The sequence below is a fragment of the Pseudomonas sp. HK3 genome, from assembly GCF_052920985.1.
This window is the reverse complement of the sequence record NZ_JBREXD010000001.1, coordinates 534,253-560,198: the sequence shown is the minus strand read 5'-3', so window position 1 is coordinate 560,198 and position 25,946 is coordinate 534,253. Positions and strand designations below refer to the sequence as shown.

Below are 25,946 nucleotides of genomic sequence, written 5' to 3'. Positions count from 1 at the left end.
CTTTCACTTGTTACTTGCTCGCGGTCTGTTTCCGCAGTTCCGCGAGCATCTTCCCACTGCTGAACTCAGCAGACTTCGGGAAAGATTCATAAAATCCTTTGTATTCACTGCTTATTTCTAAATCGGCCTTTGCTTTTTTATCCAGCGACAACCACAGGTTGTATTTTTCTGCTGGATCTGTTGGTAGTGTTGGTTTGCGGTTAAATGTAGGTTGTATGACTTGGGCTTTAATTTGTTTCTGAATACCTTGTACTTCGGTTTGTTGTTCATCTGTTAGACCGCTTTCCTTGATGCCGTTTTTTGCAATGAGTGCTTCTGTTGCAGCGGTTAATCGCTCAGATGTATGCGCTTGTGATGGGCGTGGGAAAGCGACAGTATTTTGCTCTAGATTTTGTTGGGCTTGATACGTGAGAATTTCTTGCGCTATATCGCGTTTAGAAATTGGTTTAGCTGCGGCTTTAAGGCGACGTTTTTCTTCTTGCACAGCTTCGCGTTGAACTTCTTTTGTTTTTGCGGCCACCTCTTTTCTACTAACGCCTGTTACGATTGGGTCTTCTGCTATACAAACAAATTCATTATTCATGTCATAAACATAAATACAGCCCATATCATGCTCGTCGTAATAGACATGAACTTCGTTTCCAACGATAACGCCTAATTCTGGGTGTATATAAATACCACCATCTAACTTGATGCCTTTTTTACCAACTATGCGGGTGCCGGCTGGCTCGCTCAGTAAAATGTCTAGCGCCCGCTCATTTTCAACACGATAAATATTGCCTTCCCAATCCCGCACCATTTCCATTGGTGATTTTTTCAATGTACTGTGAACACGTATGTGATATTCGTTGTCAATCCAGTTGTCACAGAAAGCCTGAAGTTCATCACTGCTCATTGTTATTTCGATCATTTCATCTTTTTTGAATAATCGGTCACTAAATTGTTTGCGGCTTTCTATCTTCTTTCTGTCAGCTACGTTGTGGCCTATAAAGCCAGGTAATAATTCAAAAATATCGTGAGAGAAGGAACGGAATACTCGTTCTATGTGAGATTTTTCCCACGGTGAAAATGGTTGACTAACATCGATTTCAATATCCAATCCATGAAACGCAGCTTTTGTTCTATCTGATATGTAATCTTGGCCGTTATCTGTTTTTGCAACTTGGGGGATGCCCCAATCTAAAATTGCACGGCGTATGACTTGCGACACACCTTCACTATTTGATGATCTTGAAACAACAAATTTAATGCGGCGCGTATAAACATCAATGACACCTATAATGGTGTATCGACCATCGGTTAGCATGAGGTCAGCAGGTGTTGAGTCGAATTCCCACAATTGATTTAGCTCTGTTACATGTTCGTTACCCGAACCGAAGGCGGCCATGTATTGGTTTTTCCAATCGTCTGGTGACGTGATCGCGCAAAAAACTTGTTTGTTTTCGTTTTTCCATTTTGCGACCCAGCGCTCTACTGTGCGTAAAGAAGGCAAGTTTAATAACTGGTTAAATTCGGTTTTAATGGCTTTGTAAAGTACTGTATTAGATATGTGTGGGTATTCGACAAGCATGCCAATAATGAAGTTTTGAAAGTCTTGATTTGTGTCGATGACGCCTGTTGCTTTGCGATGGGTGCCGCGCTTGCCTGCTAACCCGATGATTCCAAGTTTTTTGTATCTACTGCGCCACTCATATACTGTTGTTTTTCGAAGGGTCGGAAAATTTTGTGATGCTAAGTCAGATATAGAAATATGCTTATCATTATAAGAATCAATAAACTTCTCTATGCTCAAATCGGTATTTGCAATCGCATTAATTATGTCAAGTTTACAATCAACTATAAGCTTTTGTCTTAATGTCAATTTATTGTAGTCGAGCAGAGCATTTTGTTTGTTTACTGTTTGATGATTCAGCTTCTCTTTTTTAGCTAATTTTATTCCCTTAGCACCTGCTGTTGATTCTTTTACTGAATTTGAAATTAGTTTTGTTTTAGCTGCATCAGGTAATGAAGACAGGTGATATTCCTGACCTTTACCAGTCGCTTTTGATCGTGAGACCCATCCCTCTGTAGAGGCTTTTTTTCTGACACCTCTGTCGGAGATTTTTAACACGCCAGCAAGATCTTGTGCAGTAAACCACTCGGTCATTTCGTTGCCTGCTTACGCTACTGAGCGATGTGGTATTTCAATATCATCAGCTTTAGACGTTGCTGAGTATCGTGATGGCCATACGTCTTCTGGCTTCATTTGCATTGCAGCCGCAATGATTCGCTGACCCTTGGGAAATGGGCGATACAGTGCTTGCCTTAATGTGCCTGGATATTTGTACCCTGCACGCCGAGCAACCTCTGTCATGGAGAAGCCATTCTTTTTAAGTGCAGCCATAACATCAGCAGGATGCATGTCTTCCTTATTGTTACTCATTTGATTACTCACTTTGTTGCTGTTTTTTGCAATCTGCAACTATATAAATATAAATTACATTTTCTTGCAAGCAATTTTATGTAATTTTGTCATATATTGCATATTGAATGACAATAAAACTTGCGACTAATTGTAAATATCCATGCTGTTAGATAGGATTGATTGCAACTTCATGGCGGCTTTTGTCGATGTATAAATTAGGTCTATCTAAAGAACAAATTGCTGAAAACATTAAGCAGCTGGTTATGGGTCGTTCAAGGACGTTCGTACACAATGATACTGGCATCCCATACCGGACTTTGGACTCGTACATGTCTGGAGAAAGCGAACCTAAATTAGGTAATGGGATCTTAATGGCCAAAGCTGTGGGAACCACTGTTGAATACATGACCCTCAGAGAAGGGCCTGCTAGCTTTTCTAATGTGGATATTGATGACTATAAAGAAGGGCGTCAGGGGAAGGTTCGAGAGCAAGCAATGGTTTATAATGTATCCCACTTTAAACCTAAAGAAAGCTCATTAGATCAGCTGACATCTGGAATTAGATCTCAGGTTATGGGTCAAGGCTTGACCTTGTCTGACTTACAAGTATGTAAAGTTGAGTCAGAAGAACTTGAGTCTTTAAGAAAAGGTGATTTGCTTCTTATTGACCCAAGTTCCACATCACCAGTCAACGGACAGGTATTTGTATTTGAATATATGAATAACCAGCTAATTCGGGAGACACAATTGATACCAGGCAAAGGCTGGCTCTTGAAGACTAATAATGACAAGTATCAAGACCAACTGCTTGATCTATCTACTGAAGATGGTTTGAAAATTATAGGGAAAGTTGTCGTATCAGCTAATTTTTTTTAGTCTGAATCGGAACTGCTTTTCTGTTGTTCCGATTCGGTTCCGTTTTAATTTTTTTGAAATCTTAAGTAAATTGATGTTAACGCCTAATTTATAAGGCTTGCATAGAATCGGAACTTTCCGGATACACTGGCGAGCTAGCTGTATTTAGCATTGTCAATATACGCATATAAAACGGGAATATAATCGGAACTAGCAACTATTTAAATTGCTGTAGCCCTTTATTTATGGGCTTTTAGCTTCCCACTATTAATCGGCTAATCCCAGCTAATCCCGCTTCATATATTCCAGCATTAAGTGTCGTGTCACACATATGACGCTACAGAGCACAAACCTAGTTTTTGGTTATTCGTTTTAAACATTTCTTAAATCAATAAAAAAGCCCCAGTCATTTCTGAAAGGGGCTTCTTAATATTCATGGTACCGGTGGGGCGGACTTGAACCGCCACGCCCGAAGGCAACGGATTTTGAATCCGCTTTAAAAAATAACCTAACTCATTGATTATAAAGGCTTTGATTGATATTTATTGGTTGATGTTAGTTGAATTGACACTAAACTTGACACTTTTTCTAATGCAGGGTTAGTAAGTTTGAAATTTGTTCAGGGTTGATTAGTTTTAATGGGTGGCCGTGGGTGGTCATTAAATTAGGTATGGCATTAACAATATCGGTTTGGTCAATTCGGCGCGTATTGAAATAGCCCATTGTTGTGTCTAATGACTCATGATCCATTAGTTGTTGAACTTTTACAGGGTTTTCACCCGCTAGTAATAATTCAGTACACATGCTACCACGTATGCCCCAGTGAAAAGGCTTTTTAATTGGGGGGAGTCCAGCGTTGTGCATTACACGCCCCATTAGTTCTGAAATGTCACCCTCTTGTAAATACCACGGGCCACCTGAACCGTTATCTAAATAATACTTTTCTATTGATGGGCGATTAATTAAATCGTTTTGTAAGCCTGTAAACAGTGTTTCATTAATTGGTTTGTTAGGCCATTTTTTCCATTTATTCACCCAGTTTAAATCAAGGTTATCCCTTATTTTTACTGTTTTTGTTTTTAAATCTATTTTGTCTAGTTTTAAAGACCACATAGCACCAGAGCGCATTAACGTATTTTGCCCAAGCAGCATGGCGCGTAGTAGATTTTTATAATTAATAATCCACCGTTCATTTTCACGCCAAATGCGGCTACCGTTTGGTAATGAATAGCGTTTAGCTACCGTTTCTTTTAGTGATGTTTCAATGTATCTGCGTAATACATCTAAATGTACAAGCGTGTATGTTTCAATATCGGTTTTGGTTCTTGTTTGCTTTTTAATTTTTACGTCTGTTTTAATACGCCCTGATTCTTTACACCAATTAAAGAACCCCTGAATGTGTCGCTGGTGTTTGTTTTGAGTGTTTCTTGAATATGGGCGTTTACCGTTCCAAGCGGTTGAAGAAGACAAGAAAGCAAAAAACGGGGCGTTGTGTTCGTCGCGGTCATAGTGTCTTAATTCAAAATCACCAACGGCTTTTAAATAAAGCTCTATGCTTTTTTTGTACTCGTTATGAGTGCGGTTTGTGCCTGTAGGGTCTATTTCTGAAAGGTAAATTTTAGAAGCCTGTAAAACGGTTTCTAAGGTCTTTGATTTTTTCTTTAATTCAGTTTTGGTTTTTTCAATTGCTGTTTTGTTGTAATAACTAAACTGTGCGGCATGATATAAGCTAGACAGCTTAGCTGTTTTACCGTCATCACTTAAACCTTCTATTTCTTCAATCTTACAAAGCCTGCGCCTAATTCCTCTTTTACCTGATTCAAAACCTAAAGCCTGATTGTGTGGAAACTCACCAACATAACAATCAGATTTTAAGTCTTTAAAAATTAGACGCCTTGCCATAATTAAGACCTGCCACCCGACCAAATAACACGGCCAATAATATTCAGCTTTTCGAATTCTACAGGGCTTAATTCAATTTCTTTTTCAGTGCTGATTAACTTAATAGCGCCTGTTATTTCATGTTCAATTCTTCTCATTGTGAATGAGTCATTTACTTTAATAACAAAATCACCAGACCCGTTTAAATTATCAAGTTCAACTAAAACAGTATCACCTTTGTTATATGTGCCTTGCATTGAACTATCAGGCATAACCCAAGACCGACACTTTTTAGGCTCAGCTTTTAAATTGCTGATTATAAATGAAGGGTCAAATTCAATGTCGATTTTCTGTGAGTCATCAAGTGAAGGAATGGGAATACAAATATCATCAAAACTAAAGCCTTCAGCTTCTTCTAATTGTTCTGGGCCAATACCCTCTAATAACCATAAAGGGCTAAAGCCCGTTGCTTGGTAAATTTTCTTGAAATTCCCTAGGGTGATTTCATTGCCTTTTTTATAGCGATGAATCATTGAGCTGGCGATGCTCGTTTTTTCGGTGAGGGATTTAGGCCCAATTGAATCAATGGCCTTAATTAAGCGTGTCGTAAATTCAGTAGTTTCAGTCATAGCAGTCCAAAAAAAACACTTAAACAGAGTTGACACTCTCTTAAAGTTGTTTATAGTCCCTTATATGGAGTTATTTGTCTTCTCATGTCTTGGCATGTCCTTATAAGGGTAATTATTACCTTATATAGGGACTATAGACAACATTTAAGGAATTTAAAGTGCTTAAAGAGTATCCAGTTGATGTGAATCGGGACGGTTTGCTAACCCGTAAGGAGGTTGCAGCCCTGTTTAAAATCTCAGATAAGACCGCGCAACGCCGCCAGAAAGAAGGGAATTGGCCTAAGTCGATAGTTGTAAATGGGGGCGAGTACTGGCCTACGTCATTTATTAATGAATACATATTAGAAGAAAACCCATACTTAATAGAAAGCATGGCGAACGCCAATCAAATACAAGCTGCCGCTTTAGCTGCGGTTAAGGCCGATAGCAAATGAAAGCTATAGATTTTGATTCAGTGGTTCCTGAGCTGTATGCAGAGAAGCTAAAAAACGACCAACAATTTCGATTTAAAGTAAAAGGCAAATATCTTGAAGAAGGTCACTGCCCTGAGTGTAATCGCAACGAGGTATTTGGGAATTGGCGCAAGCCGTTTCGTTTGCAGTGTAATAATGCCAACTCATGTGGGTGGTCTGCTAATACTTCTGAGTTATACCCTGAAATAATTGAAGATTTAATTGAAGCCGCAAAAGAAGATAGCGAAAACCCAATGGCTATGGCTGATGTGTTTATGTTGTATAAGCGTGGTTTTCCATTAGACAGAATTAAGGGCTGGTACGATCAGGGTTATTTTAACAAAGACAAAGTTTCTACGCCTACAGTTCGTTTTTTATTAAATGAAGAACGAAATGTTTATTGGGAGCGTCTTATCTCTCAAGCCAAAAGCGACGGGCAGCGTCAACACTTCAGCGGTAAGCGCCGCAAGCTTTCCACTAGCGACCCAATGTTTCAGGACTACAACGATTCATTGCATAAAGGGTTGTGGTGGACACCCCCAAACCAAGTAATTGAAAAAGATGATCAAGTTTGGTTGGTTGAGGGTATTTTCCATGCCATTGCGCTGCATTTATGCGGCATAAAAGTAGCGGCCACTTTAGCTGCGGGTTATTTTCCTTCAATTGCTATTAATGAGCATTTAGATAAAAACATTTTGTGGGTGTGGGCTTTGGATGATGATAAAGCGGGGCATAATTACATGGAAAAACATTTTGTAAAAATGGACAAAATGAATCAGCGCTATACAGCTGCTTTAACTGGTTCATCTAAATATGATTGGGATGACTTATACAAACAAGGAAAATTACAACAAACCAAACCCAATTTTATACAGGAGTGTATGAGTAGAGGCTTGATGTTTTGCGCAAAAACATACTACAGGAAAGCATTTCTTCATCGAAAATTTAAAAACGAAAATAACTTTGTTCTTGAGCACAAAAAAAAGTTGTATTCCTTTCGCATTAAAAATAAAGATGGCATGACCGATGCTTTAGAGTGTGATAATAACACTTTATATAACCATAACCGCATACCGGATAACTTCGCTCAATACATCGAGTATGAAAAAATTTCTAGCTGTTTTCCTCAATTTTTATATGCAGAGCGTAACGAATTAACCCGTGAGCTTTCGTTTTTCATTCGTGTTGAATTTGCCAATGGTGCGCCGCGCATTCAAGAGAGCGTGGATAAAAACGCCATGCAATCCAATAAAGGTTTTCACAATGCCATAGTGGGTCTAGCGGCTGGTTCGTCATTTTATGGGTCTGATAAAGACTTTAAATATATGTACGACAAATGGTTTGAGTACAAAGAAGCGTCTAAAGAAATTCAAACTCTTAATTACATGGGCTATGACCGAGATTTTGGTGGTTATGTTTTTGATAAGTATGGTTTTAAAAATGGAAAGCTCATTAAAGTTAATGATATTGGACTGATTCAATATGGCCAAGAAAAAACGAAAACTACATTGAAAGGAGTTAACTTTTCACTACCGAATGAAAAAGCTGAATTGAATTGGCTGGGTGATTTTTATAAAGCATTTGGCATTAATGGTTTGATCACCTTAGCTTTTTGGTTTGGCTCTTTTTATTGTGAGCAAATTAGGGCGGCTTTTGGTTGGTTTCCATTTTTAGCCACGATTGGAGATCCTGGTACTGGTAAATCTTCCATTCTTGAATTCTTGTGGAAGGCCACTGGCCGCGAAGGAAATTATGAAGGTATAAACCCAACAAAATATTCAAATGCAGCGCGTGGAAAGGTAATGACCAAATTAGCAGGTTTACCATTAGTACTTATTGAGGGTGACACCGATGAAGCTAAACATGCATTTGATATTAACGAAATGAAAGATGCATTAAACGGGCGTCCTATTCGTGGTGTAGGTTTACCAACTGGGGGCAGTGAAACAATAGAGCCAGACTTTAAAGCGGCATTTATTGTTGCGCAAAACCGAGATATAGAATGTGAACCGGCAATGGTTTCTCGTTTTGTTTCTACTTACTGGGATGAAAGCCATTTTAGTGACGAAGGTTTTGAACTGCTTAAGAAATTCAAAGCAATGGATACACGGGATGCCGCAAACTTTATTTTTCAGGCAATGAAAAAAGAGAAGCATATTCTAAGTTCTATTTTTTCACATTATCAAAATCTATTCCCAGAATTTAAAGCTAATAAAAAAATAAAGATGGTTCGTATACAAGAATTACATGCTTTGGTCTGTGCTTGCTTTTATGCACTGTCTGAACTGTTTGGGGCGGAAGCTATTGAACTCAGAGAGCGGGTTAAAAAATCATTGTTAAAAGGAGCTGAAGAACGAAGCACTCGTATGGCTTCAGATCATCCAGACGTGGAAAACTTCTGGCAGGTTTACCAGTTAATCAATTGGCATACCAGCAACGATGAAGATGCCATATTGGGCAATTACTCCCTAGACAAAGAAGTTCTAAATCACAGTACAGATGATCAGTTAATAGCCCTAAATCTAAATGAAATGGCTGCACTGGCTGAAAGCAAGCGCCACAGGTTGCCACTGGTTAAAGACCTTAAAAAGTTACTAAAAGGCGGTAAGAAATATCCCTATGTGACGACTGGAACGGTTACTTCAAAGATTACAGGGAAATCTAAGTATGTATGGCAATTTAAGAAGCCTATCGAAATCTAGCAAGCATCTAAAAAAAATCTAATTTTTCTAATTAATTAACTAAATAAGGATAAAAGCTAGGAATAACAAGGGGTTAAGGGGTTTTTAAAATCTAATATTTTTCTAATTATCCTCTAATTTCATTAGAAACCGAAATTAGACTTTATTAGAAAAAAATTCAGGCTACCCCCCTATGGATAAAGGGCTACAGACTTTCATTAGAAAACATTAGAAAACTTTCTAATTTGAGCCAGCCCAGTAAATACGCGGCTTTGAGCATTATTTGAAGGTGCTCATTAGAAAAATTAGAGAATTTTTGGCAGGGGGTTAAAAAATGAGTGAAAACAGTTCGGATGTAGAGCTAATGAGACATTGCCTTGAAAGCGTCTGTAAGCGGTTTGGTGCCGTTTCAGATCAGCAATACATCGACACTTTGCAGTTTATTGTTCGTCAGTCGTTACGTGAGTTGGTGCGCATAGAAGACGAGGATAAAGCCATGTGTTTTTTGTGGCCAATTATGAAAAAGCTGAACAGCCAACTAATAGGTGAATAGAAATGAAAAGCAGTATTTTATCAACAGATTCAAATCATCTTTCGTCTATTAATCGTGAGCGGCGTGAAAAATTGTTGAATGAGTTTAGTCCAGAATTACGAGCTGAATTAAAAAATAAGGCATTAAAAAAGTTAGCGCAAAAAATTTATGGGTGGGAATTTTCTATACAAAGAATGGCATTAATGAAAATTCGCCGCGATAGTTTAGATGATTATAAAAAAGTCAGAAAATTTTTATTAGATATTGAAATGGAGAAGATGAAATGAAAATAACAATCACACATGGCCCTGTTGAAAAAACAGGGACGTTAACAGTAGAACAGGCGGAGGCATTTTATAGAATGGTTGATAAATTTGGTTATGTTGATGCTAAAAATTTATCAACGAATAATGAGCAGGCGTCGCACATGATTGATTCATTGAATGAGGTAAAAGAATTGATTGTGTGTGATCACGGAAAATTTCACACATGGCCATAATGGAAAACGGAGATAGCATGACAAAACACAATCAAATATTAAAGAACAAATTGATGTTTTATGAGATGGAATTTAGCCAACTATTTAGAAAACGGAATTTGTATACACAGCGCTCATTTGAACGAGCAGAGCGAAATATTAAAAACCAAATTTGTGATTTAAAAAAATTAATTGAAAAAAGAGAGAGAGCACAAAATGAAAAACTTAACGCTAATAGACGAAATCGTCAGACGCTGGCCACACTTGGACGCACAGAGAATGCAGGTTTTGTCTTATGTGGCGGTTAATCCTAATCATTGCATGCAAGGTGCAGCGGACGCTCTGAATATTGAATTAAATACGGTTTATTACATTGCCAGAAGTTTAGAGAAAGGATTAAGAGGGCGTGAAGGTTATCAATTAATTTCAATTAAAACTGACCGACATGATAAACGATTACGTCGATTAACCCTGACCAAAAAAGGGAAAGAAGCGTATCACCTTTTTGCACAACTTAATCAAGGTTTAGATGAAGGTTTAAAAATACGAGATGAAAACACGATTGATATGTTTGAAAAATAAAAGACTCGATGCCGTCGCCAAACCACATCGAGTCTATGTCACACAAAGGAGAAACCATTGAATATTCAACAATTTGAACGCTATCAACGAAGTGAAAGCATTTTATTGAAGAAAGTCCAAGGAATGCGTAACACATCCAATTTTACTACATACGTTAGACGATTAATACAGGGGGCCTGTCATGGTGCAATTAAGGGATAAAGAGCGCAGGGCGCTGGTTATGTTTGGCGGAGGATTTGCGCTTGTTTCGGCATTGTGTGAATACCTTTTATTGACCGAAGGCACCACCGAATTAGATAGGTTAATCAATGGTGTGACCGCTGTTTGTTTGGTGGGTTGTCAGTTTGTGTTTGCTTATATGCTGCCTGTTACATTTAAACAAAAACGGTATTTCTTATGGCTTTTTATGCTGTTGAGTATTGCTGCTTTGTTTTATGTATCTGTGTCGGGGACTGCATCGTATTTTGATGCACGTAGCAGCAGCTTGCAGCACACAAGCATTAAAAACAGCAGTGATTACACAGACATTAACGAATTAATAGCAGGTTATAAATCTGAATCACAGCACTTTGAATCGCTCGCAAAAGAAGAAGATGAAAAAGGCAACGATTGGCAGGCATCGCAAAATCAAAAAGAGGCCGCCAAGGCGAAGCAGAAATGGCTAGACGCACTTTCTTTGCGTATGGCAATGCAACCTAGCAATAAAACCAGCACAGAGGCTCTAGCGAAGTTACACAAAGGCGATGAAAATCACTTTTGGTATATGTTAGCGGTGCTAATAGATTTTTGCCCATTACTTTGTTTTGCAGCACTGGGCGGGGGGCGCATCAAAATAGTTGCTAATGAAAAGCCTGACGGTGCAGAGCCGAAAGATAAGTTTTCAGTATCAAAAAATAATTCAAAAGCTATTGAATATGATGCAAGGCCGCAACAATCAAATGATACAGACCCGCTTTACAGCATGATTGTGCATGAAATTAAGCAGGGAAAATACGGGGATAAACCCGTGCAGCGAGCGGTACAAGAAAACCACGGTTTTAATAATCCGCGCCGTGCTAAGCGATTATTTGATCAATTAGAAATAGATGGTTTGGTGATTCGGCCAGAGGGTTCAAAGATGTACACGCGAACAAAAAAAGGAGGGGCGAACGTTGAAAGTGCTCACGTCTAAACAAACCACAGGTCGATATGAATCACAAAAGAAAGTGGTGTTCACGTTAAGTAATCAGCCTGAGCAATATAAAGCAATTGTTCAGCTACAAAAACTAGAAACGGTTGAGGATGTTTTACGAGATCATACAGCCAAGCATTTTAATGTTATTAGCGTTGAGGGTTAATCATATGACGATGAAACAAAATATTCCTACTGTTCATAAAATGACATCAACTTTATTGGAAAGCGAAGTTGAACGATTTTTGAAAAAAGGTGGAAAGATTAAAAAAATAAAAATGGGTGAAACAGGTGAAGATCGTAAGCCGCTAAATAGAAAACACATTAATACGTCGGGTTTTAAAAAACGCAATAAGAAGAAAGGAAATTAAAATGACAATTGAACAGCAAAAATACAGTACTCAAGAAATCGCTAGAAACTTACTTGATAACAATCCTTTTTATTTGGATACGGAAACCACTGGTTTCAGTGTTCAGGATGAAGTTATTGAATTGGCCTTATATGAAATGGATGAATATCACAACTCAGGCAGTATCAATTTGTTTAGATTTAATCCTACGGTTGATAGTAGTCCTGATGCATTAAAAGTGCATAGACTGCCTAAAAGCATACTAAAAAATTATAATCGTTTTTCTGATAATGATCATCGCTTATTAAATGCGTTGGTTGGTGAGCGAGCGGTAATCGCTTTTAATGCTAATTTTGATGAGCGTATGTTATTTCAAACGTGTAGTCGATATGGTTTGCCGTTTTTTGAATGGCATTGGTTTGATTTAATGGGTCTGGCTAATCGTCATTTTATGAAAGACTGGGGAAAGTGGTGCACTGAAAATAATCAATTTAAGCGTATGTCATTAAACGATATTTGTAGTATCTGTAATGTGGAACAAATAGCCGCTCATACCGCGTATGATGATGCGAAGGTGTGTTATGACATATTGAAATTTATTGCGGAGGACGAATAAAGTGAATGATCATGTTGTTCGACAAGAAACAAAAGACGGCTTTTTTATTTGGCAGTGATGCAACGGCATAAATGCAAGTGAGGGCTATTGCCCATACAGGCATTAGAGCGGAGGCTATACCGTTGTATAAAAAACAGTTTAAGTAACGAAAAAGCCCCGATGATTCGGGGCTTTTTTATTCTGGTTCTATACCTGTTCCATTGCAGTGTGGGCACTGAATTGGGACATAATTTATATTACCCAGTTCATTTTCGTTAGCTGAGCTAGCAGGGTTATGGCCAGAACCATTACAAACTGAACATTGTTCGTCTTGAATGTCGTTATCCATAAATACCTCGTCTGTTAGTTTTTAACAGTTTATTCAATGTCTCGCCTAACATTTTAATCATGTGCACAGGCATAAAAAAAATTAAGCGAGGTGCAATTCATCTAGTGCCGCTGTCGCTAAAAAGTCAGAACGACTTTTATACTTTTTGTTTTGTGCCACGACTTGATCAATTTTATGCAGTAGTAAGTTAGGCAGCGTCACATTGATTTTTTGTGACTTGCCTAGGTATGGTGTTATATCCACTTCAATAAATGCCCAGATAAACCCTTGATATTCAGGGTTATCTTGGTGGTCTTCTAGTTTGCTTGGTTTTGGTAAATCGTCCCCATCTTCGGCGCACAGTTCTAAAAATCCTTCTAACGCTTCTTTTGCGTTTTTTACTGCTTCATCCAAATCATCGCCTGCGGAGAAACAACCATCAACATCAGGGAAAATCACCCCGTATGCTTCTGTGTTGTTGCCTCTTTCTATCGCAATCGGATATTTCATTTCATTTAATCTCTATAGAATATAATATAATATTTTGTGTTTAATATTTAGTTTAGTATTTAGTTTAGTATTTAATGTTTAGTTTAGTATTTAATATTTTGTATTTAGTAATTAATTATCTTCGTAAGTTTCAGTTAATTTTTTATGTCATTTTATCATTCATGATTGCTTAGGTTGCCCAGCTATAGCTGGGCTTGTTTCATTATAGATTTAAGTGTCTTTGGTGGTAAATCCTTCTTTGGGTGTGGGACTGTTACCTTTCCCAACTTTGTTTTGTGTTTGTAGTAATTGTGTGAACCTCGCGCTTTTACAAAATACCACCCGTCTTTTTCAATCATTTTTATTATGTCTTTGCTATTCATTGTTTGCCCTTACTGAAGATGTAGTAACTATAACCCCAGTAACCCCGTAAGTCAAATTATTTATAACCCCAGTAACCCTGCTTTTCTATTTAATAAGTGGCTTGCGCCAAATAAATTAGACTTATTTGCTATAAAGACTAATTGATTAGTTAATAGGCTTGCCGTCTAGGCTTGAAGCTAATTTGATTAGTTAATGGGGAATAAAGGCTAATACAATGAATGAATATGTAATTTGGCTAGCTGATGCGATTGGGCAGCTGTTTAGCCTTACTAGGGGCGAACAGGCCATAATTATAGAGCGAGTCGAGCAGGTGGCAAAATACCCTGTGGCGGCAGGTAGAAGGGCTGCGATTGTCGGCTATGAGGTGCAATTTGGCATGAGTGGCGGCAAGTTGTTGATATTGGGAATTTCACGCGCTGAATATGATGAAAAAACAAAAAGTACAATTGATACGAGACGCGGCGGGTGATCCTGAATACGCTGTATTGAGTTACAGCTATTTTCAAAAATTAAGAAAGCTTGAAGATGCGGTGATTCCCCATGCGATTATGCGGATTATGCAAGAACGTGAATGCAGCGCAATGACGGCGTGGCGGGTGCATAGGCATTTAGACCAATACGAGATGGCACATGCATTAGGTATCACTCAGGGGGCTGTGGCTCAGGTTGAAGCGGTTGGGAATACGCCGCGTAAGACTACACGGGAAAAATGGGCAGAGGTTTTAGGGTGCAACGCTGATCAGCTCATTACACCAGACGCTACTTCTTTTTAGAGTCAAGGGAAAGACGATCTGTAAGATTTGAAATAATCAATCTGTCTGATTTGTTTAATCTTGTTAAAACGGATTCTATTTGATTAATGATTTGCTTTGCGGGCAAATTGGTTTTTTTTAAGTAGCTCATTAATTCTCGTTCTTTTATGGTTTCAGGCACCCAGTCTGGCGCATCGAATAAATCAGCAACACGACATCTAAATACTTCTGCAATTATTCCTAACTTTTCACAGGGTGGCCAATGGCTATCACTCATGCTTTCCCAACGGCTAAATGTTCTGGGTTTAACATTGCAAAATTCAGCGGCTTCTATTTGTGTTTTACCGGATGAAATACGTATTCGTTTTAAATTTAGTGCAAAGCGCTGTTTATGGTTCTTATCTACCATTAGATAAACCTGACATATTATGACGTTTGTAAGTGATAATACTAAATATAGGTCATATTCTGTCTGGTTATGTATGTCATCTAATATCGAAGTGCCATAAGATCCCGCTCGCTGAATGGGTTCAGTTATATAGCACAGTGGAATAAGGAGTACGTGCGATGCGTTCACAAGATTTATATGTAGAGCAGGAACAAGAACAAGAACAAGAACAAGAAAATTTTAATCAGGTAGCATTTGTTAAGGCGTTGCTAACTCAAATCCCTGCGGGTAATACGTTGATTTTACAGGGGGGGGAAATTGATGGGTTAATATCGTTTATTGGCCCAAAGACGGGTGAAGAATCGGGCTAGAAAAATATGAAAAGGCGAGAGGTTAACTCGCCTTTTTAAGCTGGGTTTTTAAAAATGCTTCCCGTTGATGTTTTGGTAAGTTGTCTAATAGTTGTTGAATTTGTAGCGCGTGACTTAATTCACTTGGGCGTATTTCTTCCGCTTCTGAACATAACACTGCAAATGACCGGTTACATTCTGAGTTTTTACACTGGCAATAAATTTTCCATACTTCATTTGAAATATTCTGGCGACTGTAGATAGGGGCTTTTCCCCCACATTTGCAACGTACCAGCATATTAAACCCGTTTGATGTTTCACTGTTTGTATTGCATTCTATCATATCGGGTTTTAAAAATTTACTCATTAATCATCATCCCATACACCCGTTTTAGGTATGTCAAAACGAATGCGTAGGTGCCGAGGTAGATATTGATTTATGATTTCAAAAATGGGCAATAACGGTAAAATTTCCATTTCTACATACACCTTTGCGGCTTTGATTGCATCGCCCCGTCCGCTTTTGTCTTCGGGTTGCACCCCTGCTAATTCCCCTGGCATACGCCATGCGGCGAGTATGTCGTTTTGGCTAATGCGTTTAATATCTGCAAAGTTATCCTGTGTCGCTTTATCGCCTACGGGAATTAATTTTACTGAGTCTGGCGAGCCGTTGGGGGCATGAATAAACATGCTTTTGAAATTACCAACACCCTTGCTGTTTTTTATTTCATTTTTTAATTTTTCTTTTTCTTTTTCTGGTAGGTCTGGATCGTTAGTGAAAAATATGTATCCCATCATGGCATTGTTAACGTAATAGCGACGACGAAACAGCGTGGCGGATTCATTTAAAATGACTGATTGAATCAGTGCCATATAGGGTGGCCAGCCGTAGACTTTTTGCATGATGTCATAATCATTAAGCTGAATGATTTCATCTTTTTTAAAACGAATGGGGTCATTATTGGAGATTAGTTTTATATAACGCCCGTTTTTACCTTTTCGCATATTCAGCGTAGGCTGGTGTTTTAGTGCTATCGTATAGCCTGCTGCATTATTAATGCGTTGAAAATACATTTCACCAAAACTAGCGTAATCAATGCACGCGCTTCTAAATTCTAAGTAGCTTAGTGCATCACTACCTTTAAAAAACTTACACAACATATTTGCAAAAAAAGAGCGAGAGCTTGAGTGATGAGTGTTGGCCAAAAATAATTTGGCTAGCCCTGCGCGAGATACAGGGGGTTCATAGTAGTTTTCCCACTCGTTATAAAATACACCCAAGTATTCAGCGGGGTTTTCAGACATAACGCTTTCAGTGTCGCCAAAACTAATGCTGTAAGAGCTGGTGTTTTCGGGTGTGCTGTTATCAGCCACTAGCGATTTATTTTCCATATTTTTCATGACCACGTAGACGTTTGTTTATCTTGATAGTTAATAGGTTCGCCGCTTAATGCGTGCATAACGGCCCACGCTTCATCTGCGTGACCTGTTTCGGCTGTACGGTTGCTTGCATAAGTGATCACGCCGCCGTTAGTGACCTGTTTTTTTACAGTTAAAAACGCCGCTGAAATACTTGTATTGTCTTGGTCGTATTGCAGTCGCTTATTTTTAATAATGTTAAGTGAGCGTAAAACTAAATCGGTTTTAATTTGTGGGCTGTATTTTATTGGAAAAATTTTGTGTTTCGAAAAACCGTCAATTTTTTGTATAAGCTCATAAACCCCGCTGCCTATTCCTGTTACGTCCATGCCTAGAAAACTGACGTTGTATTTTTTAGTTAGCTTTTCTATTTCATCGCGTTGATATTCCCATGAGACATTATTCCATGTGAGTTTTTCTAATATTCGGTGTTTATCAATATTGGCCGTAGGTTCGGCCACGACGACGACACAAGCATTATCTTTGGTTCGGCTTGGGTCGTAACCAATACGCACAAGGCCATTGCCATAAGGTCGTGCATGATCATGGTTGATATCTTTCCAGCGACGGCCAGAATCCACTAAGCATCGTTCTAAGAGCGACACACTGAATGCACTGGATTGACCATCTATCCATTGCAGCATGTATAGGTTTAAATAATCTTCTTTGCTGTTTTCTTCCTTAATATCCTCAATGGACACTAGGTTAAAACCACCATTAACAAGGTCTTCAATGGTACATGCAAAACGCCAGCGACCATCAGGGCAAACAAAACCTTCTTTTAGTTGGTCTTCAGTTGGCCATTGCTTTTTGTTACGCGGGTGTTCTTTCTTCCATGTTTTAGATGTCCATTGTGAATAGGCTTCATGCTGTTTGCTTGATGGTGTAGAAAACAGGGTTCGTGTGTAGCCTTTTTGCGTTGCCATTGCTAACGCGAGTTTATAAAGGTCTTTAAATTTTGGTGTCCACGAATATTCATCCCAATATACATGGCCGCTATAACCCTGAGCCGTTCGCCCGTTTGTAGAAACGGGGCGTAAGGTCGCACCATTGGATAGCACAATTGGGTTGCCTGTCAGCTCAATGTCAAACCATACCGAGGCCATGGCGCGTATGTAGGCTAAAAATATCTCAGCTTGGTTGCGACTGGCTGATAGAAAAATAGAGTCATCGCCCTTTATGACAGCGCGTTCAAAGGCTTCACCTGCAAAATACCATGTGTAACCACCTTGCCTTGGCTTGGAAACTTCACGGTTACGCTGATTACGGTTTTTATACAGTAGTTTTTGATGCCAAAATAATTTTGAGTGAAAGTGCTTTTTAAAGTCATCAATTGTTAGGTGGCTTATATCATTTTTTACTTTCTTCTCTTTACGTTTACGCTTGCTACCATCGGCATTACTGCCAATGTTTTTACTGCCGCCTTGGGCTAATAGTTTTAGCTTTGTTTCGGCTAATTCAACTTTTCTGAATTCTAATAAAGCCGCACTGGCGGTTTTTAGTTCTCTTATTTCTGCGTCGGTCTTGTTTTCTCTAAATGCCAGTATGTTTATGCGGCGTGCAAGCCCTTCTTCTACTGACTCATAACTTACCAGTGCTTCCCAGTTACCATTTTTAATCCAATCGTACACGGTACGCTTAGGTACTTTTAAACGTTCGTGTATTTCGGTGGGCGTCATTTTCCTTAAATAAAGGATTTTCGCTTCGTGTTTGATTTCATCTGAATAAGCCATATTTGAATAATACGGGTAATTATTGGCATATTTTATTTTTCTGTTTCTGGATGTTTCTAAAATAATAAAAACAAAATCAAACAAAATAATATCCGATACAAATTAAATAAAAATGCTTTTAATCTTCCGTCATCAAGTAAACAAACGAAATATATTAAAGGCTTTAAACGATGGCAGGATTACAAACAGGCTGGCTCAACTTAACGCGAGAAGGAAAAACGTGGTCTGGCCGAACTGTGACCGCAGATGAAATTAGCCAAATGGCAAACAACTACAACACAGACTTACATACCGCCATTATTAATTATCGTCATTATCATGGTTATATTAATTTAGGCAAAGTCATTGAGCTGAGAGCCGTGACCGATGAGCAAAGTAAGGCGCGTTTACAAGGCCGTTTAGAACCTAATAAATATTTAATGTCGATGAACCAAGACGGGCAAGATATGCATTTTTCAGTTGAGATTGCACCAGAATCACCGGAAACCGGAGAAGCCTATTTATATGGCTTAGCCATGACAGATGACCCTGACAGCTTGGGGACCAGTGAATTAAAACTGTTTAGCAATGATGCAAACAAAACGCCGTTGTTGCGTAGTGATTTTGAAACGATTCATTTGTTTGATAATCCAGAAGTGGCCGACTTGCCGAATAAAGAAAAGAAAGAAGGTTGGTTTACTAAACATTTCAAAAACAAGCAGGAAGAAGAAGGCATGAAACCAGAACAGTTTAAAGAATTTATGGCTGAATTTAAGCAGGGTATGACAGACGGGTTTACCGATTTATCGAAAAACTATTCTAATTCATTACCTATTGATAAACAGCAAGATAACGAAGATGACAAAGACGCGCCGTGGAAGAAAGAACTGTCTACGTTGCAAGAAGATAATAAAAACTTATCTGTCAAAATGGATGAATTGATTGAAAAATTTTCAACGCCAGCAAGCGTCACAGATAGTGGTGAAGATGATGGTGATGGCGGTGAAATTCAAGGCGTTCTTTAAATCTAATCACAGTATAAATTGATTATTAAAAAGGTAAATATAGATGTCACCAGATGCTATTAAGGCACTTAGTAATGCGCATAAACAAATTGCAAAAGGTTTTGAAGCAACTTCAGATCAATTGATTAAAGGGTATAGCGTTTCGGCGTCTGTCACTCAAAAATTAAATGAATCAATTCGTGCTGATAACGACTTTTTGAAAAAAATTAATGTTATCGGCGTTAAAGAAGTTAAGGCCGAAAAAATCATGGTGGGTACGAAAGGCCCTGTGTCTCGCCGTACTAATACGAGCAACGGTAATGAGCGTAAGGCTCGTTCAGCGCATAAGCTGACAAGCCGCAACTATGAACTACATAAAACTGAAACTGATATTGCTATTCGTCATGAGACATTAGAAAGCTGGGTGCATATTGACGGCGGCTTGGCAACAATGATTCGAAATCAAGTGAAACAGCAAATTGGTGAAGACCGAGTTGTATGTGGTTGGAACGGGGTTAGTGCTGCGGCTGATACTGACCCAGAAAATGATCCACTATTAACTAATTTAAATATTGGTTGGTTAGAAAAGGCCCGTGTTGAAAATTCAGATGCTCACTTTGTTGAAGGCGTGAAAGATTCAGGAAAAATTACCATTGGTAAAGGGGGGGATTATGCCAACTTATCCGCCGCTGTCAGTGCATTAAAAAAAGCCATTCCTAAGCATAAGCGTAAAAATTTAGTGGCGTTTATAGGCGAAGATTTGGCGGATGAATACGAACAACAAATTTGGTCCATGTATGGCGAGCAACCAACCGAAGAAGATAAGTTGGCTGCAAATAAGCTATTGGGCCGCGTGGCTAAGTTGCCAATGGAAACCCCAGAGGGGTTCCCTGATGGCACCATCTTTATTTGCTCTCACAAAAACTTGTCTATTTATTGGCAAAAAGAAAGCTGGAAAACCACCAGTGGCGATAACCATAAAGCTGACCAATACGAAGACTTAAACAAACGTAATGAAGGTTATGTATTGGAAGATGAAGAAGCCTGTGCACTGGCTGAAAATCTGGAATATTTGCCCGCAGAATAAGGGGGAAGTGTAAGGCCAAGGATGGCCGTTAACTGTTAATAGGTTTTTTATATGACATTTGCAAAAGAAAAAAAGCGCCGACAAGCTGAACGGCTTAAAAAAAATAAGCTGTTGATCGGTATTGATATGGCCAGTGGCCGTGATACGACTGAAATCATGACTATTGATACAGTAAATCAAGGTGATGATTCCACCGATGTGTTCGATATGCAAGATCGTTTAAAAGACCATATTTTAATTTTGCGTGATTTTAAAAATATTTCTGAGAAAAAGAAGGTTAAAGAAAAGCAATTATTACCTCTTTATTTACCGCTTGCACAGCAAGGCATGGAAAATGAAGACCATGATTATGACGTGTTTATTATTTATTGTGCAATGTGGCTGTTTGACTGCGGCCAGATAGCACAGGCGGTTGAGTTGTCGTTATATGTATGTGAGCACGGTGTTGATACGCCGGAAGGCTTTAGCAGCGATAGTGAAACATTTTTAACGTGTGAGTTTTTAAAGTGGGCGATGCCTAAAATTAAAAATGGTGAAAGTGTTCAGCCGTATTTTGATCAATGGTTTGATGCGTCTTGTGAATGGGAAGAGCTGAACTTTATTGAGCGAGCTAACTTGACTAAGGCGGCGGGTTTTATTGCTCATGCGGCGAATGATTACGATAAAGCAGTTGAGTATTACAGCGAAGCGCTTTTCATTAATGAAAAGGTTGGCGTTAAAAAGAAGCTAGAGCAATCGAAGGCAAAGAAACCGATTGTGTTTTAAGACTCCACCCCGTGCGATTGCACCGTTATAACGGATCACGGCATTTATGCTGAGTGTGTCTTTTCTAGCGGCTGCAATCGCCACCTAATTTAAGGTTTTGTTGTGTCATTTAGTTTTGATGAACCAAGCGTCAGTGCAGTCATTATTGAAAATGGTTTTTTTCCTCGTATTGCGGTTAAAGAATTCATTAAAAATTGGCGGCTACCCAGTGATTATGGGGATGATTTAGTTAGAACTGTACTGGTTCTAGCAATGGGTTATGTGAATGAATCATTAACTGATTTCAGACAAGATATGCAATCAAAAGGGTTCTTGACGCTTGAGGGGGCTGGAGATGAGTTAAATATTGTTCATTACAAACGCGCGGTTTTTTCTAAGGCTAAAGATGAGTTGCTCACGAACTACGCAGGTATTGAAAAAGAGGAAACAAGTTCTGAAATATTGCGTAATTACAGCGTACTAAAAAATGGGTTAAAACGATTGCACCAAGAATCCATTTGTTATTTTACGGGCGAACCTGTTTTTAAGGCCGAGTTGTTATGAATCTATGGAAAATAGTTGCGAGTGATTTAGTTAATACGCAGCTTTTTAAAGAAAATAAATTTGATGCCTATGTTTTGAATTCGTCAATACTTAAAACAATGGGTGAGGATGAAATGGGCATATTTTTAGGTGCGGTTAATTATGACGTGGTTTATGAAATAGAAAACTATTGTGGTGATGCAGGTGAAATTTTGGCGGCATTTATTTTGTCGTTAGATGAGCATGATGCATGGCGAGATAATGAAGAGTTGGATGACCCAGAATTTGATATCGATGATGCTGGAAAGGGCCGTGTTGATGTGACGATTAAAGTTGAATTTTATGAGCCTTTGTACATGCATGAAAATAATGAAGGCAATATTACATATAACAGCAAGCGGTACAGCATGGGAATGGGTGAGGCGGTTATTGCGGATAGCATGGCGCTGAATGTTGATGTTGTATGAAACTTTCGTTTAAAGAAAAAAATGACAATATAAAAAAAATTGAAAAATTTAAAGAGATGATGTCATTACCGGAAGGTAAGCGCCGCACCATGCTACGAAGCATGGGTAGAGGTGTGAGGCGTACAGCACGTACCAATATGAAGAACCAAAAGAATATTGATGGTAGTGCGTACGAATCAAGGAAAGAAAAAAGCAATAAGAAGGGCATGTTTAAGCGGTTGGGGCGCGGGCTTATTGTTCCAACAGAAACCGATTCTGTACGGGTTGCATGGGCATCGCCAGACGTGGGTAAGGTTGCAAGGGCTCACCATGAGGGATTACAAGAAACATTCACGGCAGTGAAAGCGGTTAAACAATATGGGAGGCCTCATTACGGCGACCCAGCTACCAAAAAACAAATTAAAGCCCTTTTGGCCGAAGGTTTTAAGGTAAAGCGTAAAACCGGAAAAAAAGGAAAAACGAAGTGGGTGACACCTACTCAAAAATGGATTAAAGAAAATATTTTTCTCGGTCAGGCCGGATTGATTTTAAAGGCTATGAGAAACGAGACGCCCAAGAAACAATGGTCAATTAATTTGGCTAAACGAACGCTGTTAGGTGCCACACAAGAAGAAGTATACGAACTCGCTGAACAGATTTTATCTAAATACAAAGAAAGAGATTAATTATGCTGGGCCATATTGAAACAAAAAATGAAAACCGTTCTCAGGGTGCGAGTGATGATATAGAGCGCACGTTTTTGATCATTGGTAGAGGTATGAAAAATACCAATCAATTACATTTTGTTAATCAGGAAACAGATTTTGAAGACTTAATTGGCGAGTCTGAATTGCTGCGCAATATAGAAGCATTTAAAGAAGAAGCATTGCAAGGCGGTTCTTTTTCTGGCGCGGTTTACCCTTTGGGTGATGGTCAAATATGGTCTGATGCCGTAGATAGTGCGGTGAATTCAAATTATAAATTTGAGTTTTTTGTTGTCGTAGATTTGTTTGATTCTTCTGCCGACTTACTATCTGTGCAAACAAAAATTAATGAATTAGGTGCTAAAAATGTTTTTACATTTGCATTAGTAGCGTTGCCAAGTATTGATTCAGATAATCAAACATGGGCGCAGTATCACACATATTTAAACAATATTGTGAGTGATGTGGTTGCCGAAAATGTAATGGCCATTCCACAAATTAATATTACCAATGTTGGTTCTATAGCGGGTCGATTATGTCGGGTTGATTTGTCTATCTCTGACACTCCTATTCGCACCAAGAGCGGGCCTGTGTTTGGCTTGGGTGAAACGCCGCTTGATTCGGATAACAAGAAATATACAAATGCACAGGCTAAAGCGATTGAAAGCTTACGCCTAACAGTGCCACAAAAATACGCAGGGCAGGGCGGTACATATCTCTCAGATGCTAACACTTTGGATAAGGCAACGGGTGATTACAAAGTTGCCGAGATTTTACGACCTGTTTTAAAAGCAATGCGTAAAGTACATGAGCGTATGTGGACACGCCTTGGTGATAAAACATTAAACAAGTCAAAGGTGTCTATTGCTGCGGCTGAAAGCTTTGCAAAAAAACCATTGGATGAAATGGCCCAAACCATTCGTCGCGATGATGAGGTAATACCAGGGGATATTTACCCACCGCAAGATGGTGATGTGACCATCCAATTTACAGGGCAAAACTCAATTGTTACATACTTAGCCGTGCGCCCGATTGACTCGCCTAAAAAAATTACAAACAAACTTTATGTTAAGCGAGAGGGGCAGTTATGAGTCATCAACATATAGCGGGTAAAAATGTTCATGTTTTTTTAGACGGGGCGATGATTACGATAGATAAGGTGACATTGAAAATCACCGATAACATGGAAGTGCAAAAAACCAATGGCATACCCGATGGCTATGTGGATGGGGACGTGGCAGCAGGTGGTGAAATTACCATGGCGTATAAGTACTTTAAGTTGATTACGGCTATGGCGGCTAAAGCAGGCAGTTATCGTGCGTTAAAACCATTTGATATGGATTTTATTGGGGCAACGGTTGATGACCTTATGCCTGTAAAAGCACACGGGTGCAAAATAAAATTAGATAGCATTCTTGATGTGGATAAAAACGACAAAAAGAAAGGCATGGTGACGTTGCCGTATGAAGTGACCAGCCCTCGTTTTGTTGACATCAATGGTGTGCCTTACCTATCACAAGAAGAAAGCATTGGGGTGTATTAATGGCTTCTGAATTAACTCAATTTGGTGTTGTGGTTCGCAATACGATTGTTACGGCATTAGAGGCGGGCGGGTTTCCCCTGCAAGAGAATGCCATCACATTACTGTTAATGATAGCCGCGCATGAGTCACAGGGCTTTCGGTATTGTCGCCAGTTGAACGGCCCTGCACTTGGTTTATGGCAAATGGAACCCGCGACATATAACGATGCAATTGAATATTTAAAGCGCACAGGAAAGTTTACCGATATTCCCCGTGTACTCGATGCTGAAGAGTTGGTGGTGAGCCCGACCTTTGCGGCGGCGATGGCCCGTGTGCAGTTGTGGCGTGATCCTGAGCCGTTACCGGATGCCGATGACTTAATGGGCTTGGCTAAGTATGCAAAACGTGTGTGGAACACGGAGCTAGGTAAGGCAACGGTAAACGAGTACTTAAACGATTATTTGAATCATGTTGAAGGGGTTGAAAATGAAATCAATTAAGATTGCATGGCAGAACATTAAACGAGAATTTGATTTTAAACAGTTGTTGATTACGGCACTTAAGAAAAAGCGAACCTATTTTATTGTTTCGTCTTTGTTGGGTGTGTTGGGGTTGCCGTTGTCACCTGATGCGTTGATCACGGTTGCTGAAGCGGCTACCTATGTTTCTGAATTGGCCAGTGAATTAGCGGCGGTTGAAGTAGTAGACGCAACAGGGGGTTAGTTTGAATCCCAGTTTAGAAGAAATAGAAGCAGCGGCACAAAGAGGCGCTGAAAAGGGCACAGAAGACGCTGTAAAAAAAGTACTGACGTCATTGGGTATCGATGTGGAAAACCCACACGAAGTTCAAGCAGACCAGTACTTTGTTCGACGACAACGCAACACACAAGAAGCGTTATCTAAAAATGCGCGTATTGCGTTGATTACATCGTTTGTGACCAGTGTGATTGCATTGGTTATTGTTGGTTTTAAAAATATTAAATAAGGGTTATATCGTGGCGGCTAAAAAAGATTTTGATTTGAATAAAAAAATTTCTTGTAACGTTCAAGAGATTGATTTTGATTTTGTTGTAACACCCTCGGCTTACATCAATTTTATGAATGATGTGCAGTCAGATGACAAAATTACTCCGATGCATGAATTTTGTATGGTAACGGTTAATCCTGAGAAAAAAGATTCATTGTTTGAATTATTAAAGCACCCTGTTGTGATCACAAATACATTCAATAAATTAATGAAAGAATACGGGGCTGATGTTTCTGTTTCCATAAAAAAGTAGAAGCACTGGCAAGTGAGCTAGAAAGCAATGTGTTAGCTAAATATTTATTGCTGTTGCAAAAGTGGCTACCGAATGAACCAGAAACCAATCGAAACTTTGCAAAAGCCCTGTATTTAGAAAACCAGTACTGGCAACGAATGTCTTTGGCTGTTTCAAAAGGCATTAATGTTTTTTTTGAGTAGTTA

Annotated in this window: 39 protein-coding genes; 28 read left to right on the top strand and 11 right to left on the bottom strand. The window is 39.0% G+C overall.

The features are described 5' to 3' along the window. Window positions 1–10 precede the first annotated feature (10 nt). Both ACU6U9_RS02635 and ACU6U9_RS02630 read right to left on the bottom strand, forming a co-directional pair. A complete protein-coding gene (locus ACU6U9_RS02635; RefSeq protein WP_446733531.1) occupies window positions 11–2,146 on the bottom strand; it encodes a Mu transposase C-terminal domain-containing protein in 2,136 nt (711 codons plus the stop codon). Between the two features lie 12 nt (window positions 2,147–2,158). Beyond that, the gene (locus ACU6U9_RS02630; RefSeq protein ID WP_446733530.1) at window positions 2,159–2,422 is read right to left on the bottom strand and encodes a helix-turn-helix domain-containing protein; all 264 of its coding nucleotides are present in this window, start codon (window positions 2,420–2,422) and stop codon (window positions 2,159–2,161) included. A gap of 311 nt (window positions 2,423–2,733) precedes the next feature. Between ACU6U9_RS02630 and ACU6U9_RS02625 the strand changes: the two genes are divergently transcribed. Next, window positions 2,734–3,279 carry a S24 family peptidase gene (locus tag ACU6U9_RS02625; protein WP_446733529.1) on the top strand — a complete coding sequence of 182 codons (546 nt, stop codon included), beginning with the start codon at window positions 2,734–2,736 and terminating at the stop codon, window positions 3,277–3,279. A 567-nt stretch (window positions 3,280–3,846) separates the two neighbouring features. Here ACU6U9_RS02625 and ACU6U9_RS02620 read toward each other — a convergent pair. Together ACU6U9_RS02620 and ACU6U9_RS02615 are read right to left on the bottom strand one after the other, a co-directional pair. Beyond that, the gene (locus ACU6U9_RS02620) at window positions 3,847–5,160 is read right to left on the bottom strand and encodes a tyrosine-type recombinase/integrase (protein WP_446733528.1); all 1,314 of its coding nucleotides are present in this window, start codon (window positions 5,158–5,160) and stop codon (window positions 3,847–3,849) included. 2 nt (window positions 5,161–5,162) lie between these two features. Beyond that, window positions 5,163–5,768, bottom strand: a complete 606-nt coding sequence (locus tag ACU6U9_RS02615) for a S24 family peptidase (RefSeq protein WP_446733527.1) — start codon at window positions 5,766–5,768, stop codon at window positions 5,163–5,165. A 158-nt stretch (window positions 5,769–5,926) separates the two neighbouring features. On the opposite strand from ACU6U9_RS02615, the gene ACU6U9_RS02610 reads away from it, so the two are divergent. The 11 genes from ACU6U9_RS02610 (at window position 5,927) to ACU6U9_RS02560 (ending at window position 12,630) form a co-directional block, all read left to right on the top strand. Beyond that, window positions 5,927–6,202 (top strand): helix-turn-helix transcriptional regulator, encoded by a 276-nt coding sequence (locus ACU6U9_RS02610; RefSeq protein WP_446733526.1) that lies wholly within the window; start codon window positions 5,927–5,929, stop codon window positions 6,200–6,202. Then, window positions 6,199–8,922 carry a toprim domain-containing protein gene (locus tag ACU6U9_RS02605; protein ID WP_446733525.1) on the top strand — a complete coding sequence of 908 codons (2,724 nt, stop codon included), beginning with the start codon at window positions 6,199–6,201 and terminating at the stop codon, window positions 8,920–8,922. The genes ACU6U9_RS02610 and ACU6U9_RS02605 overlap by 4 nt, the downstream gene beginning before the upstream one ends. A 313-nt stretch (window positions 8,923–9,235) precedes the next feature. Continuing rightward, a complete protein-coding gene (locus ACU6U9_RS02600) occupies window positions 9,236–9,454 on the top strand; it encodes a hypothetical protein (RefSeq protein ID WP_446733524.1) in 219 nt (72 codons plus the stop codon). A 2-nt stretch (window positions 9,455–9,456) separates the two neighbouring features. Further along, complete coding sequence (locus ACU6U9_RS02595; protein ID WP_446733523.1) at window positions 9,457–9,720, top strand: hypothetical protein; 264 nt, start codon at window positions 9,457–9,459, stop codon at window positions 9,718–9,720. Continuing rightward, window positions 9,717–9,932, top strand: a complete 216-nt coding sequence (locus ACU6U9_RS02590; RefSeq protein ID WP_446733522.1) for a hypothetical protein — start codon at window positions 9,717–9,719, stop codon at window positions 9,930–9,932. Before ACU6U9_RS02595 ends, ACU6U9_RS02590 begins: the two co-directional genes overlap by 4 nt. Window positions 9,933–9,949: 17 nt before the next feature. After that, window positions 9,950–10,219, top strand: a complete 270-nt coding sequence (locus tag ACU6U9_RS02585) for a hypothetical protein (protein ID WP_446733521.1) — start codon at window positions 9,950–9,952, stop codon at window positions 10,217–10,219. Next, the gene (locus ACU6U9_RS02580) at window positions 10,191–10,493 is read left to right on the top strand and encodes a hypothetical protein (protein WP_446733520.1); all 303 of its coding nucleotides are present in this window, start codon (window positions 10,191–10,193) and stop codon (window positions 10,491–10,493) included. The genes ACU6U9_RS02585 and ACU6U9_RS02580 overlap by 29 nt, the downstream gene beginning before the upstream one ends. Window positions 10,494–10,674: 181 nt before the next feature. After that, a complete protein-coding gene (locus ACU6U9_RS02575; RefSeq protein ID WP_446733519.1) occupies window positions 10,675–11,664 on the top strand; it encodes a hypothetical protein in 990 nt (329 codons plus the stop codon). Next, entirely contained in the window at window positions 11,645–11,830 is a 186-nt protein-coding gene (locus tag ACU6U9_RS02570) for a hypothetical protein (protein WP_446733518.1), read from the top strand. The genes ACU6U9_RS02575 and ACU6U9_RS02570 overlap by 20 nt, the downstream gene beginning before the upstream one ends. A gap of 4 nt (window positions 11,831–11,834) precedes the next feature. Further along, window positions 11,835–12,035 (top strand): hypothetical protein, encoded by a 201-nt coding sequence (locus tag ACU6U9_RS02565; RefSeq protein ID WP_446733517.1) that lies wholly within the window; start codon window positions 11,835–11,837, stop codon window positions 12,033–12,035. 1 nt (window position 12,036) lies between these two features. After that, on the top strand, window positions 12,037–12,630 hold the full coding sequence (locus tag ACU6U9_RS02560; protein ID WP_446733516.1) for a 3'-5' exonuclease: 594 nt from the start codon (window positions 12,037–12,039) through the stop codon (window positions 12,628–12,630). A 175-nt stretch (window positions 12,631–12,805) separates the two neighbouring features. Here the strand turns inward: ACU6U9_RS02560 and ACU6U9_RS02555 are convergent, their stop codons facing one another. The 3 genes from ACU6U9_RS02555 to ACU6U9_RS02545 form a co-directional block, all read right to left on the bottom strand. Beyond that, window positions 12,806–12,958, bottom strand: a complete 153-nt coding sequence (locus ACU6U9_RS02555) for a hypothetical protein (protein WP_446733515.1) — start codon at window positions 12,956–12,958, stop codon at window positions 12,806–12,808. A gap of 81 nt (window positions 12,959–13,039) precedes the next feature. Beyond that, window positions 13,040–13,447 (bottom strand): type II toxin-antitoxin system HicB family antitoxin, encoded by a 408-nt coding sequence (locus ACU6U9_RS02550; protein WP_446733514.1) that lies wholly within the window; start codon window positions 13,445–13,447, stop codon window positions 13,040–13,042. A 182-nt stretch (window positions 13,448–13,629) separates the two neighbouring features. Further along, window positions 13,630–13,809 (bottom strand): type II toxin-antitoxin system HicA family toxin, encoded by a 180-nt coding sequence (locus ACU6U9_RS02545; protein WP_446733513.1) that lies wholly within the window; start codon window positions 13,807–13,809, stop codon window positions 13,630–13,632. 215 nt (window positions 13,810–14,024) lie between these two features. Here ACU6U9_RS02545 and ACU6U9_RS02540 point away from each other — a divergent pair, with 215 nt between their 5' ends. Together ACU6U9_RS02540 and ACU6U9_RS02535 are read left to right on the top strand one after the other, a co-directional pair. After that, on the top strand, window positions 14,025–14,279 hold the full coding sequence (locus tag ACU6U9_RS02540) for a hypothetical protein (RefSeq protein WP_446733512.1): 255 nt from the start codon (window positions 14,025–14,027) through the stop codon (window positions 14,277–14,279). After that, window positions 14,233–14,583, top strand: a complete 351-nt coding sequence (locus ACU6U9_RS02535; RefSeq protein WP_446733511.1) for a helix-turn-helix domain-containing protein — start codon at window positions 14,233–14,235, stop codon at window positions 14,581–14,583. Before ACU6U9_RS02540 ends, ACU6U9_RS02535 begins: the two co-directional genes overlap by 47 nt. Here the strand turns inward: ACU6U9_RS02535 and ACU6U9_RS02530 are convergent. Beyond that, complete coding sequence (locus tag ACU6U9_RS02530) at window positions 14,570–14,971, bottom strand: helix-turn-helix domain-containing protein (RefSeq protein WP_446733510.1); 402 nt, start codon at window positions 14,969–14,971, stop codon at window positions 14,570–14,572. The two genes, ACU6U9_RS02535 and ACU6U9_RS02530, sit on opposite strands and share 14 nt — an antisense overlap. A gap of 158 nt (window positions 14,972–15,129) precedes the next feature. Here ACU6U9_RS02530 and ACU6U9_RS02525 point away from each other — a divergent pair, with 158 nt between their 5' ends. After that, a complete protein-coding gene (locus ACU6U9_RS02525) occupies window positions 15,130–15,321 on the top strand; it encodes a hypothetical protein (protein WP_446733509.1) in 192 nt (63 codons plus the stop codon). A 22-nt stretch (window positions 15,322–15,343) separates the two neighbouring features. Here the strand turns inward: ACU6U9_RS02525 and ACU6U9_RS02520 are convergent, their stop codons facing one another. The 3 genes from ACU6U9_RS02520 to ACU6U9_RS02510 are packed head-to-tail and all read right to left on the bottom strand — an operon-like array spanning window position 15,344 to window position 18,536. Continuing rightward, window positions 15,344–15,667 carry an ogr/Delta-like zinc finger family protein gene (locus tag ACU6U9_RS02520; RefSeq protein ID WP_446733508.1) on the bottom strand — a complete coding sequence of 108 codons (324 nt, stop codon included), beginning with the start codon at window positions 15,665–15,667 and terminating at the stop codon, window positions 15,344–15,346. After that, window positions 15,667–16,692, bottom strand: coding sequence for a phage portal protein (locus ACU6U9_RS02515; RefSeq protein ID WP_446733507.1), 1,026 nt, complete (start codon window positions 16,690–16,692; stop codon window positions 15,667–15,669). Before ACU6U9_RS02515 ends, ACU6U9_RS02520 begins: the two co-directional genes overlap by 1 nt. Before the next feature lie 5 nt (window positions 16,693–16,697). Next, complete coding sequence (locus ACU6U9_RS02510) at window positions 16,698–18,536, bottom strand: terminase large subunit domain-containing protein (protein ID WP_446733506.1); 1,839 nt, start codon at window positions 18,534–18,536, stop codon at window positions 16,698–16,700. A gap of 86 nt (window positions 18,537–18,622) precedes the next feature. Between ACU6U9_RS02510 and ACU6U9_RS02505 the strand changes: the two genes are divergently transcribed. The 13 genes from ACU6U9_RS02505 (at window position 18,623) to ACU6U9_RS02445 (ending at window position 25,943) form a co-directional block, all read left to right on the top strand. Then, window positions 18,623–19,456, top strand: a complete 834-nt coding sequence (locus ACU6U9_RS02505) for a GPO family capsid scaffolding protein (RefSeq protein WP_446733505.1) — start codon at window positions 18,623–18,625, stop codon at window positions 19,454–19,456. Window positions 19,457–19,499: 43 nt separating this feature from the next. After that, on the top strand, window positions 19,500–20,522 hold the full coding sequence (locus ACU6U9_RS02500; protein WP_446733504.1) for a P2 family phage major capsid protein: 1,023 nt from the start codon (window positions 19,500–19,502) through the stop codon (window positions 20,520–20,522). Between the two features lie 51 nt (window positions 20,523–20,573). Continuing rightward, on the top strand, window positions 20,574–21,287 hold the full coding sequence (gene gpM / locus ACU6U9_RS02495) for a phage terminase small subunit (protein WP_446733503.1): 714 nt from the start codon (window positions 20,574–20,576) through the stop codon (window positions 21,285–21,287). Between the two features lie 102 nt (window positions 21,288–21,389). Then, on the top strand, window positions 21,390–21,830 hold the full coding sequence (locus tag ACU6U9_RS02490; protein WP_446733502.1) for a head completion/stabilization protein: 441 nt from the start codon (window positions 21,390–21,392) through the stop codon (window positions 21,828–21,830). Continuing rightward, window positions 21,827–22,276, top strand: a complete 450-nt coding sequence (locus tag ACU6U9_RS02485; RefSeq protein WP_446733501.1) for a phage tail protein — start codon at window positions 21,827–21,829, stop codon at window positions 22,274–22,276. Before ACU6U9_RS02490 ends, ACU6U9_RS02485 begins: the two co-directional genes overlap by 4 nt. After that, entirely contained in the window at window positions 22,273–22,941 is a 669-nt protein-coding gene (locus tag ACU6U9_RS02480) for a phage virion morphogenesis protein (RefSeq protein ID WP_446733500.1), read from the top strand. Before ACU6U9_RS02485 ends, ACU6U9_RS02480 begins: the two co-directional genes overlap by 4 nt. 2 nt (window positions 22,942–22,943) lie before the next feature. Next, window positions 22,944–24,050 carry a DUF2586 domain-containing protein gene (locus ACU6U9_RS02475; RefSeq protein WP_446733499.1) on the top strand — a complete coding sequence of 369 codons (1,107 nt, stop codon included), beginning with the start codon at window positions 22,944–22,946 and terminating at the stop codon, window positions 24,048–24,050. After that, entirely contained in the window at window positions 24,047–24,502 is a 456-nt protein-coding gene (locus ACU6U9_RS02470; protein WP_446733498.1) for a phage protein, read from the top strand. The genes ACU6U9_RS02475 and ACU6U9_RS02470 overlap by 4 nt, the downstream gene beginning before the upstream one ends. After that, on the top strand, window positions 24,502–24,981 hold the full coding sequence (locus ACU6U9_RS02465; RefSeq protein ID WP_446733497.1) for a hypothetical protein: 480 nt from the start codon (window positions 24,502–24,504) through the stop codon (window positions 24,979–24,981). The genes ACU6U9_RS02470 and ACU6U9_RS02465 overlap by 1 nt, the downstream gene beginning before the upstream one ends. Beyond that, complete coding sequence (locus tag ACU6U9_RS02460) at window positions 24,968–25,204, top strand: hypothetical protein (RefSeq protein WP_446733496.1); 237 nt, start codon at window positions 24,968–24,970, stop codon at window positions 25,202–25,204. Before ACU6U9_RS02465 ends, ACU6U9_RS02460 begins: the two co-directional genes overlap by 14 nt. 1 nt (window position 25,205) lies before the next feature. After that, window positions 25,206–25,466, top strand: a complete 261-nt coding sequence (locus ACU6U9_RS02455; RefSeq protein ID WP_446733495.1) for a hypothetical protein — start codon at window positions 25,206–25,208, stop codon at window positions 25,464–25,466. 10 nt (window positions 25,467–25,476) lie between these two features. Then, window positions 25,477–25,761, top strand: a complete 285-nt coding sequence (locus ACU6U9_RS02450; RefSeq protein ID WP_446733494.1) for a putative phage tail assembly chaperone — start codon at window positions 25,477–25,479, stop codon at window positions 25,759–25,761. 29 nt (window positions 25,762–25,790) lie between these two features. Beyond that, window positions 25,791–25,943: a DUF6890 family protein gene (locus tag ACU6U9_RS02445; protein WP_446733493.1), complete on the top strand. Its 153-nt coding sequence runs from the start codon at window positions 25,791–25,793 to the stop codon at window positions 25,941–25,943. Window positions 25,944–25,946 lie beyond the last annotated feature (3 nt).

Excerpts from the sequence above, each read along its gene's own strand:
- ACU6U9_RS02635 (WP_446733531.1), bottom strand. The coding sequence starts at position 2,146 with ATGACCGAGTGGTTTACTGCACAAGATCTTGCTGGCGTGTTAAAAATC.
- ACU6U9_RS02630 (WP_446733530.1), bottom strand. The coding sequence starts at position 2,422 with ATGAGTAACAATAAGGAAGACATGCATCCTGCTGATGTTATGGCTGCA.
- ACU6U9_RS02625 (WP_446733529.1), top strand. The coding sequence starts at position 2,734 with ATGTCTGGAGAAAGCGAACCTAAATTAGGTAATGGGATCTTAATGGCC.
- ACU6U9_RS02620 (WP_446733528.1), bottom strand. The coding sequence starts at position 5,160 with ATGGCAAGGCGTCTAATTTTTAAAGACTTAAAATCTGATTGTTATGTT.
- ACU6U9_RS02615 (WP_446733527.1), bottom strand. The coding sequence starts at position 5,768 with ATGACTGAAACTACTGAATTTACGACACGCTTAATTAAGGCCATTGAT.
- ACU6U9_RS02605 (WP_446733525.1), top strand. The coding sequence starts at position 6,199 with ATGAAAGCTATAGATTTTGATTCAGTGGTTCCTGAGCTGTATGCAGAG.
- ACU6U9_RS02600 (WP_446733524.1), top strand. The coding sequence starts at position 9,236 with ATGAGTGAAAACAGTTCGGATGTAGAGCTAATGAGACATTGCCTTGAA.
- ACU6U9_RS02595 (WP_446733523.1), top strand. The coding sequence starts at position 9,457 with ATGAAAAGCAGTATTTTATCAACAGATTCAAATCATCTTTCGTCTATT.
- ACU6U9_RS02590 (WP_446733522.1), top strand. The coding sequence starts at position 9,717 with ATGAAAATAACAATCACACATGGCCCTGTTGAAAAAACAGGGACGTTA.
- ACU6U9_RS02585 (WP_446733521.1), top strand. The coding sequence starts at position 9,950 with ATGACAAAACACAATCAAATATTAAAGAACAAATTGATGTTTTATGAG.
- ACU6U9_RS02580 (WP_446733520.1), top strand. The coding sequence starts at position 10,191 with ATGCAGGTTTTGTCTTATGTGGCGGTTAATCCTAATCATTGCATGCAA.
- ACU6U9_RS02575 (WP_446733519.1), top strand. The coding sequence starts at position 10,675 with ATGGTGCAATTAAGGGATAAAGAGCGCAGGGCGCTGGTTATGTTTGGC.
- ACU6U9_RS02565 (WP_446733517.1), top strand. The coding sequence starts at position 11,835 with ATGACGATGAAACAAAATATTCCTACTGTTCATAAAATGACATCAACT.
- ACU6U9_RS02560 (WP_446733516.1), top strand. The coding sequence starts at position 12,037 with ATGACAATTGAACAGCAAAAATACAGTACTCAAGAAATCGCTAGAAAC.
- ACU6U9_RS02555 (WP_446733515.1), bottom strand. The coding sequence starts at position 12,958 with ATGGATAACGACATTCAAGACGAACAATGTTCAGTTTGTAATGGTTCT.
- ACU6U9_RS02550 (WP_446733514.1), bottom strand. The coding sequence starts at position 13,447 with ATGAAATATCCGATTGCGATAGAAAGAGGCAACAACACAGAAGCATAC.
- ACU6U9_RS02545 (WP_446733513.1), bottom strand. The coding sequence starts at position 13,809 with ATGAATAGCAAAGACATAATAAAAATGATTGAAAAAGACGGGTGGTAT.
- ACU6U9_RS02540 (WP_446733512.1), top strand. The coding sequence starts at position 14,025 with ATGAATGAATATGTAATTTGGCTAGCTGATGCGATTGGGCAGCTGTTT.
- ACU6U9_RS02535 (WP_446733511.1), top strand. The coding sequence starts at position 14,233 with ATGATGAAAAAACAAAAAGTACAATTGATACGAGACGCGGCGGGTGAT.
- ACU6U9_RS02530 (WP_446733510.1), bottom strand. The coding sequence starts at position 14,971 with ATGGTAGATAAGAACCATAAACAGCGCTTTGCACTAAATTTAAAACGA.
- ACU6U9_RS02525 (WP_446733509.1), top strand. The coding sequence starts at position 15,130 with ATGCGTTCACAAGATTTATATGTAGAGCAGGAACAAGAACAAGAACAA.
- ACU6U9_RS02520 (WP_446733508.1), bottom strand. The coding sequence starts at position 15,667 with ATGAGTAAATTTTTAAAACCCGATATGATAGAATGCAATACAAACAGT.
- ACU6U9_RS02515 (WP_446733507.1), bottom strand. The coding sequence starts at position 16,692 with ATGGAAAATAAATCGCTAGTGGCTGATAACAGCACACCCGAAAACACC.
- ACU6U9_RS02505 (WP_446733505.1), top strand. The coding sequence starts at position 18,623 with ATGGCAGGATTACAAACAGGCTGGCTCAACTTAACGCGAGAAGGAAAA.
- ACU6U9_RS02500 (WP_446733504.1), top strand. The coding sequence starts at position 19,500 with ATGTCACCAGATGCTATTAAGGCACTTAGTAATGCGCATAAACAAATT.
- gpM (WP_446733503.1), top strand. The coding sequence starts at position 20,574 with ATGACATTTGCAAAAGAAAAAAAGCGCCGACAAGCTGAACGGCTTAAA.
- ACU6U9_RS02485 (WP_446733501.1), top strand. The coding sequence starts at position 21,827 with ATGAATCTATGGAAAATAGTTGCGAGTGATTTAGTTAATACGCAGCTT.
- ACU6U9_RS02480 (WP_446733500.1), top strand. The coding sequence starts at position 22,273 with ATGAAACTTTCGTTTAAAGAAAAAAATGACAATATAAAAAAAATTGAA.
- ACU6U9_RS02475 (WP_446733499.1), top strand. The coding sequence starts at position 22,944 with ATGCTGGGCCATATTGAAACAAAAAATGAAAACCGTTCTCAGGGTGCG.
- ACU6U9_RS02470 (WP_446733498.1), top strand. The coding sequence starts at position 24,047 with ATGAGTCATCAACATATAGCGGGTAAAAATGTTCATGTTTTTTTAGAC.
- ACU6U9_RS02465 (WP_446733497.1), top strand. The coding sequence starts at position 24,502 with ATGGCTTCTGAATTAACTCAATTTGGTGTTGTGGTTCGCAATACGATT.
- ACU6U9_RS02460 (WP_446733496.1), top strand. The coding sequence starts at position 24,968 with ATGAAATCAATTAAGATTGCATGGCAGAACATTAAACGAGAATTTGAT.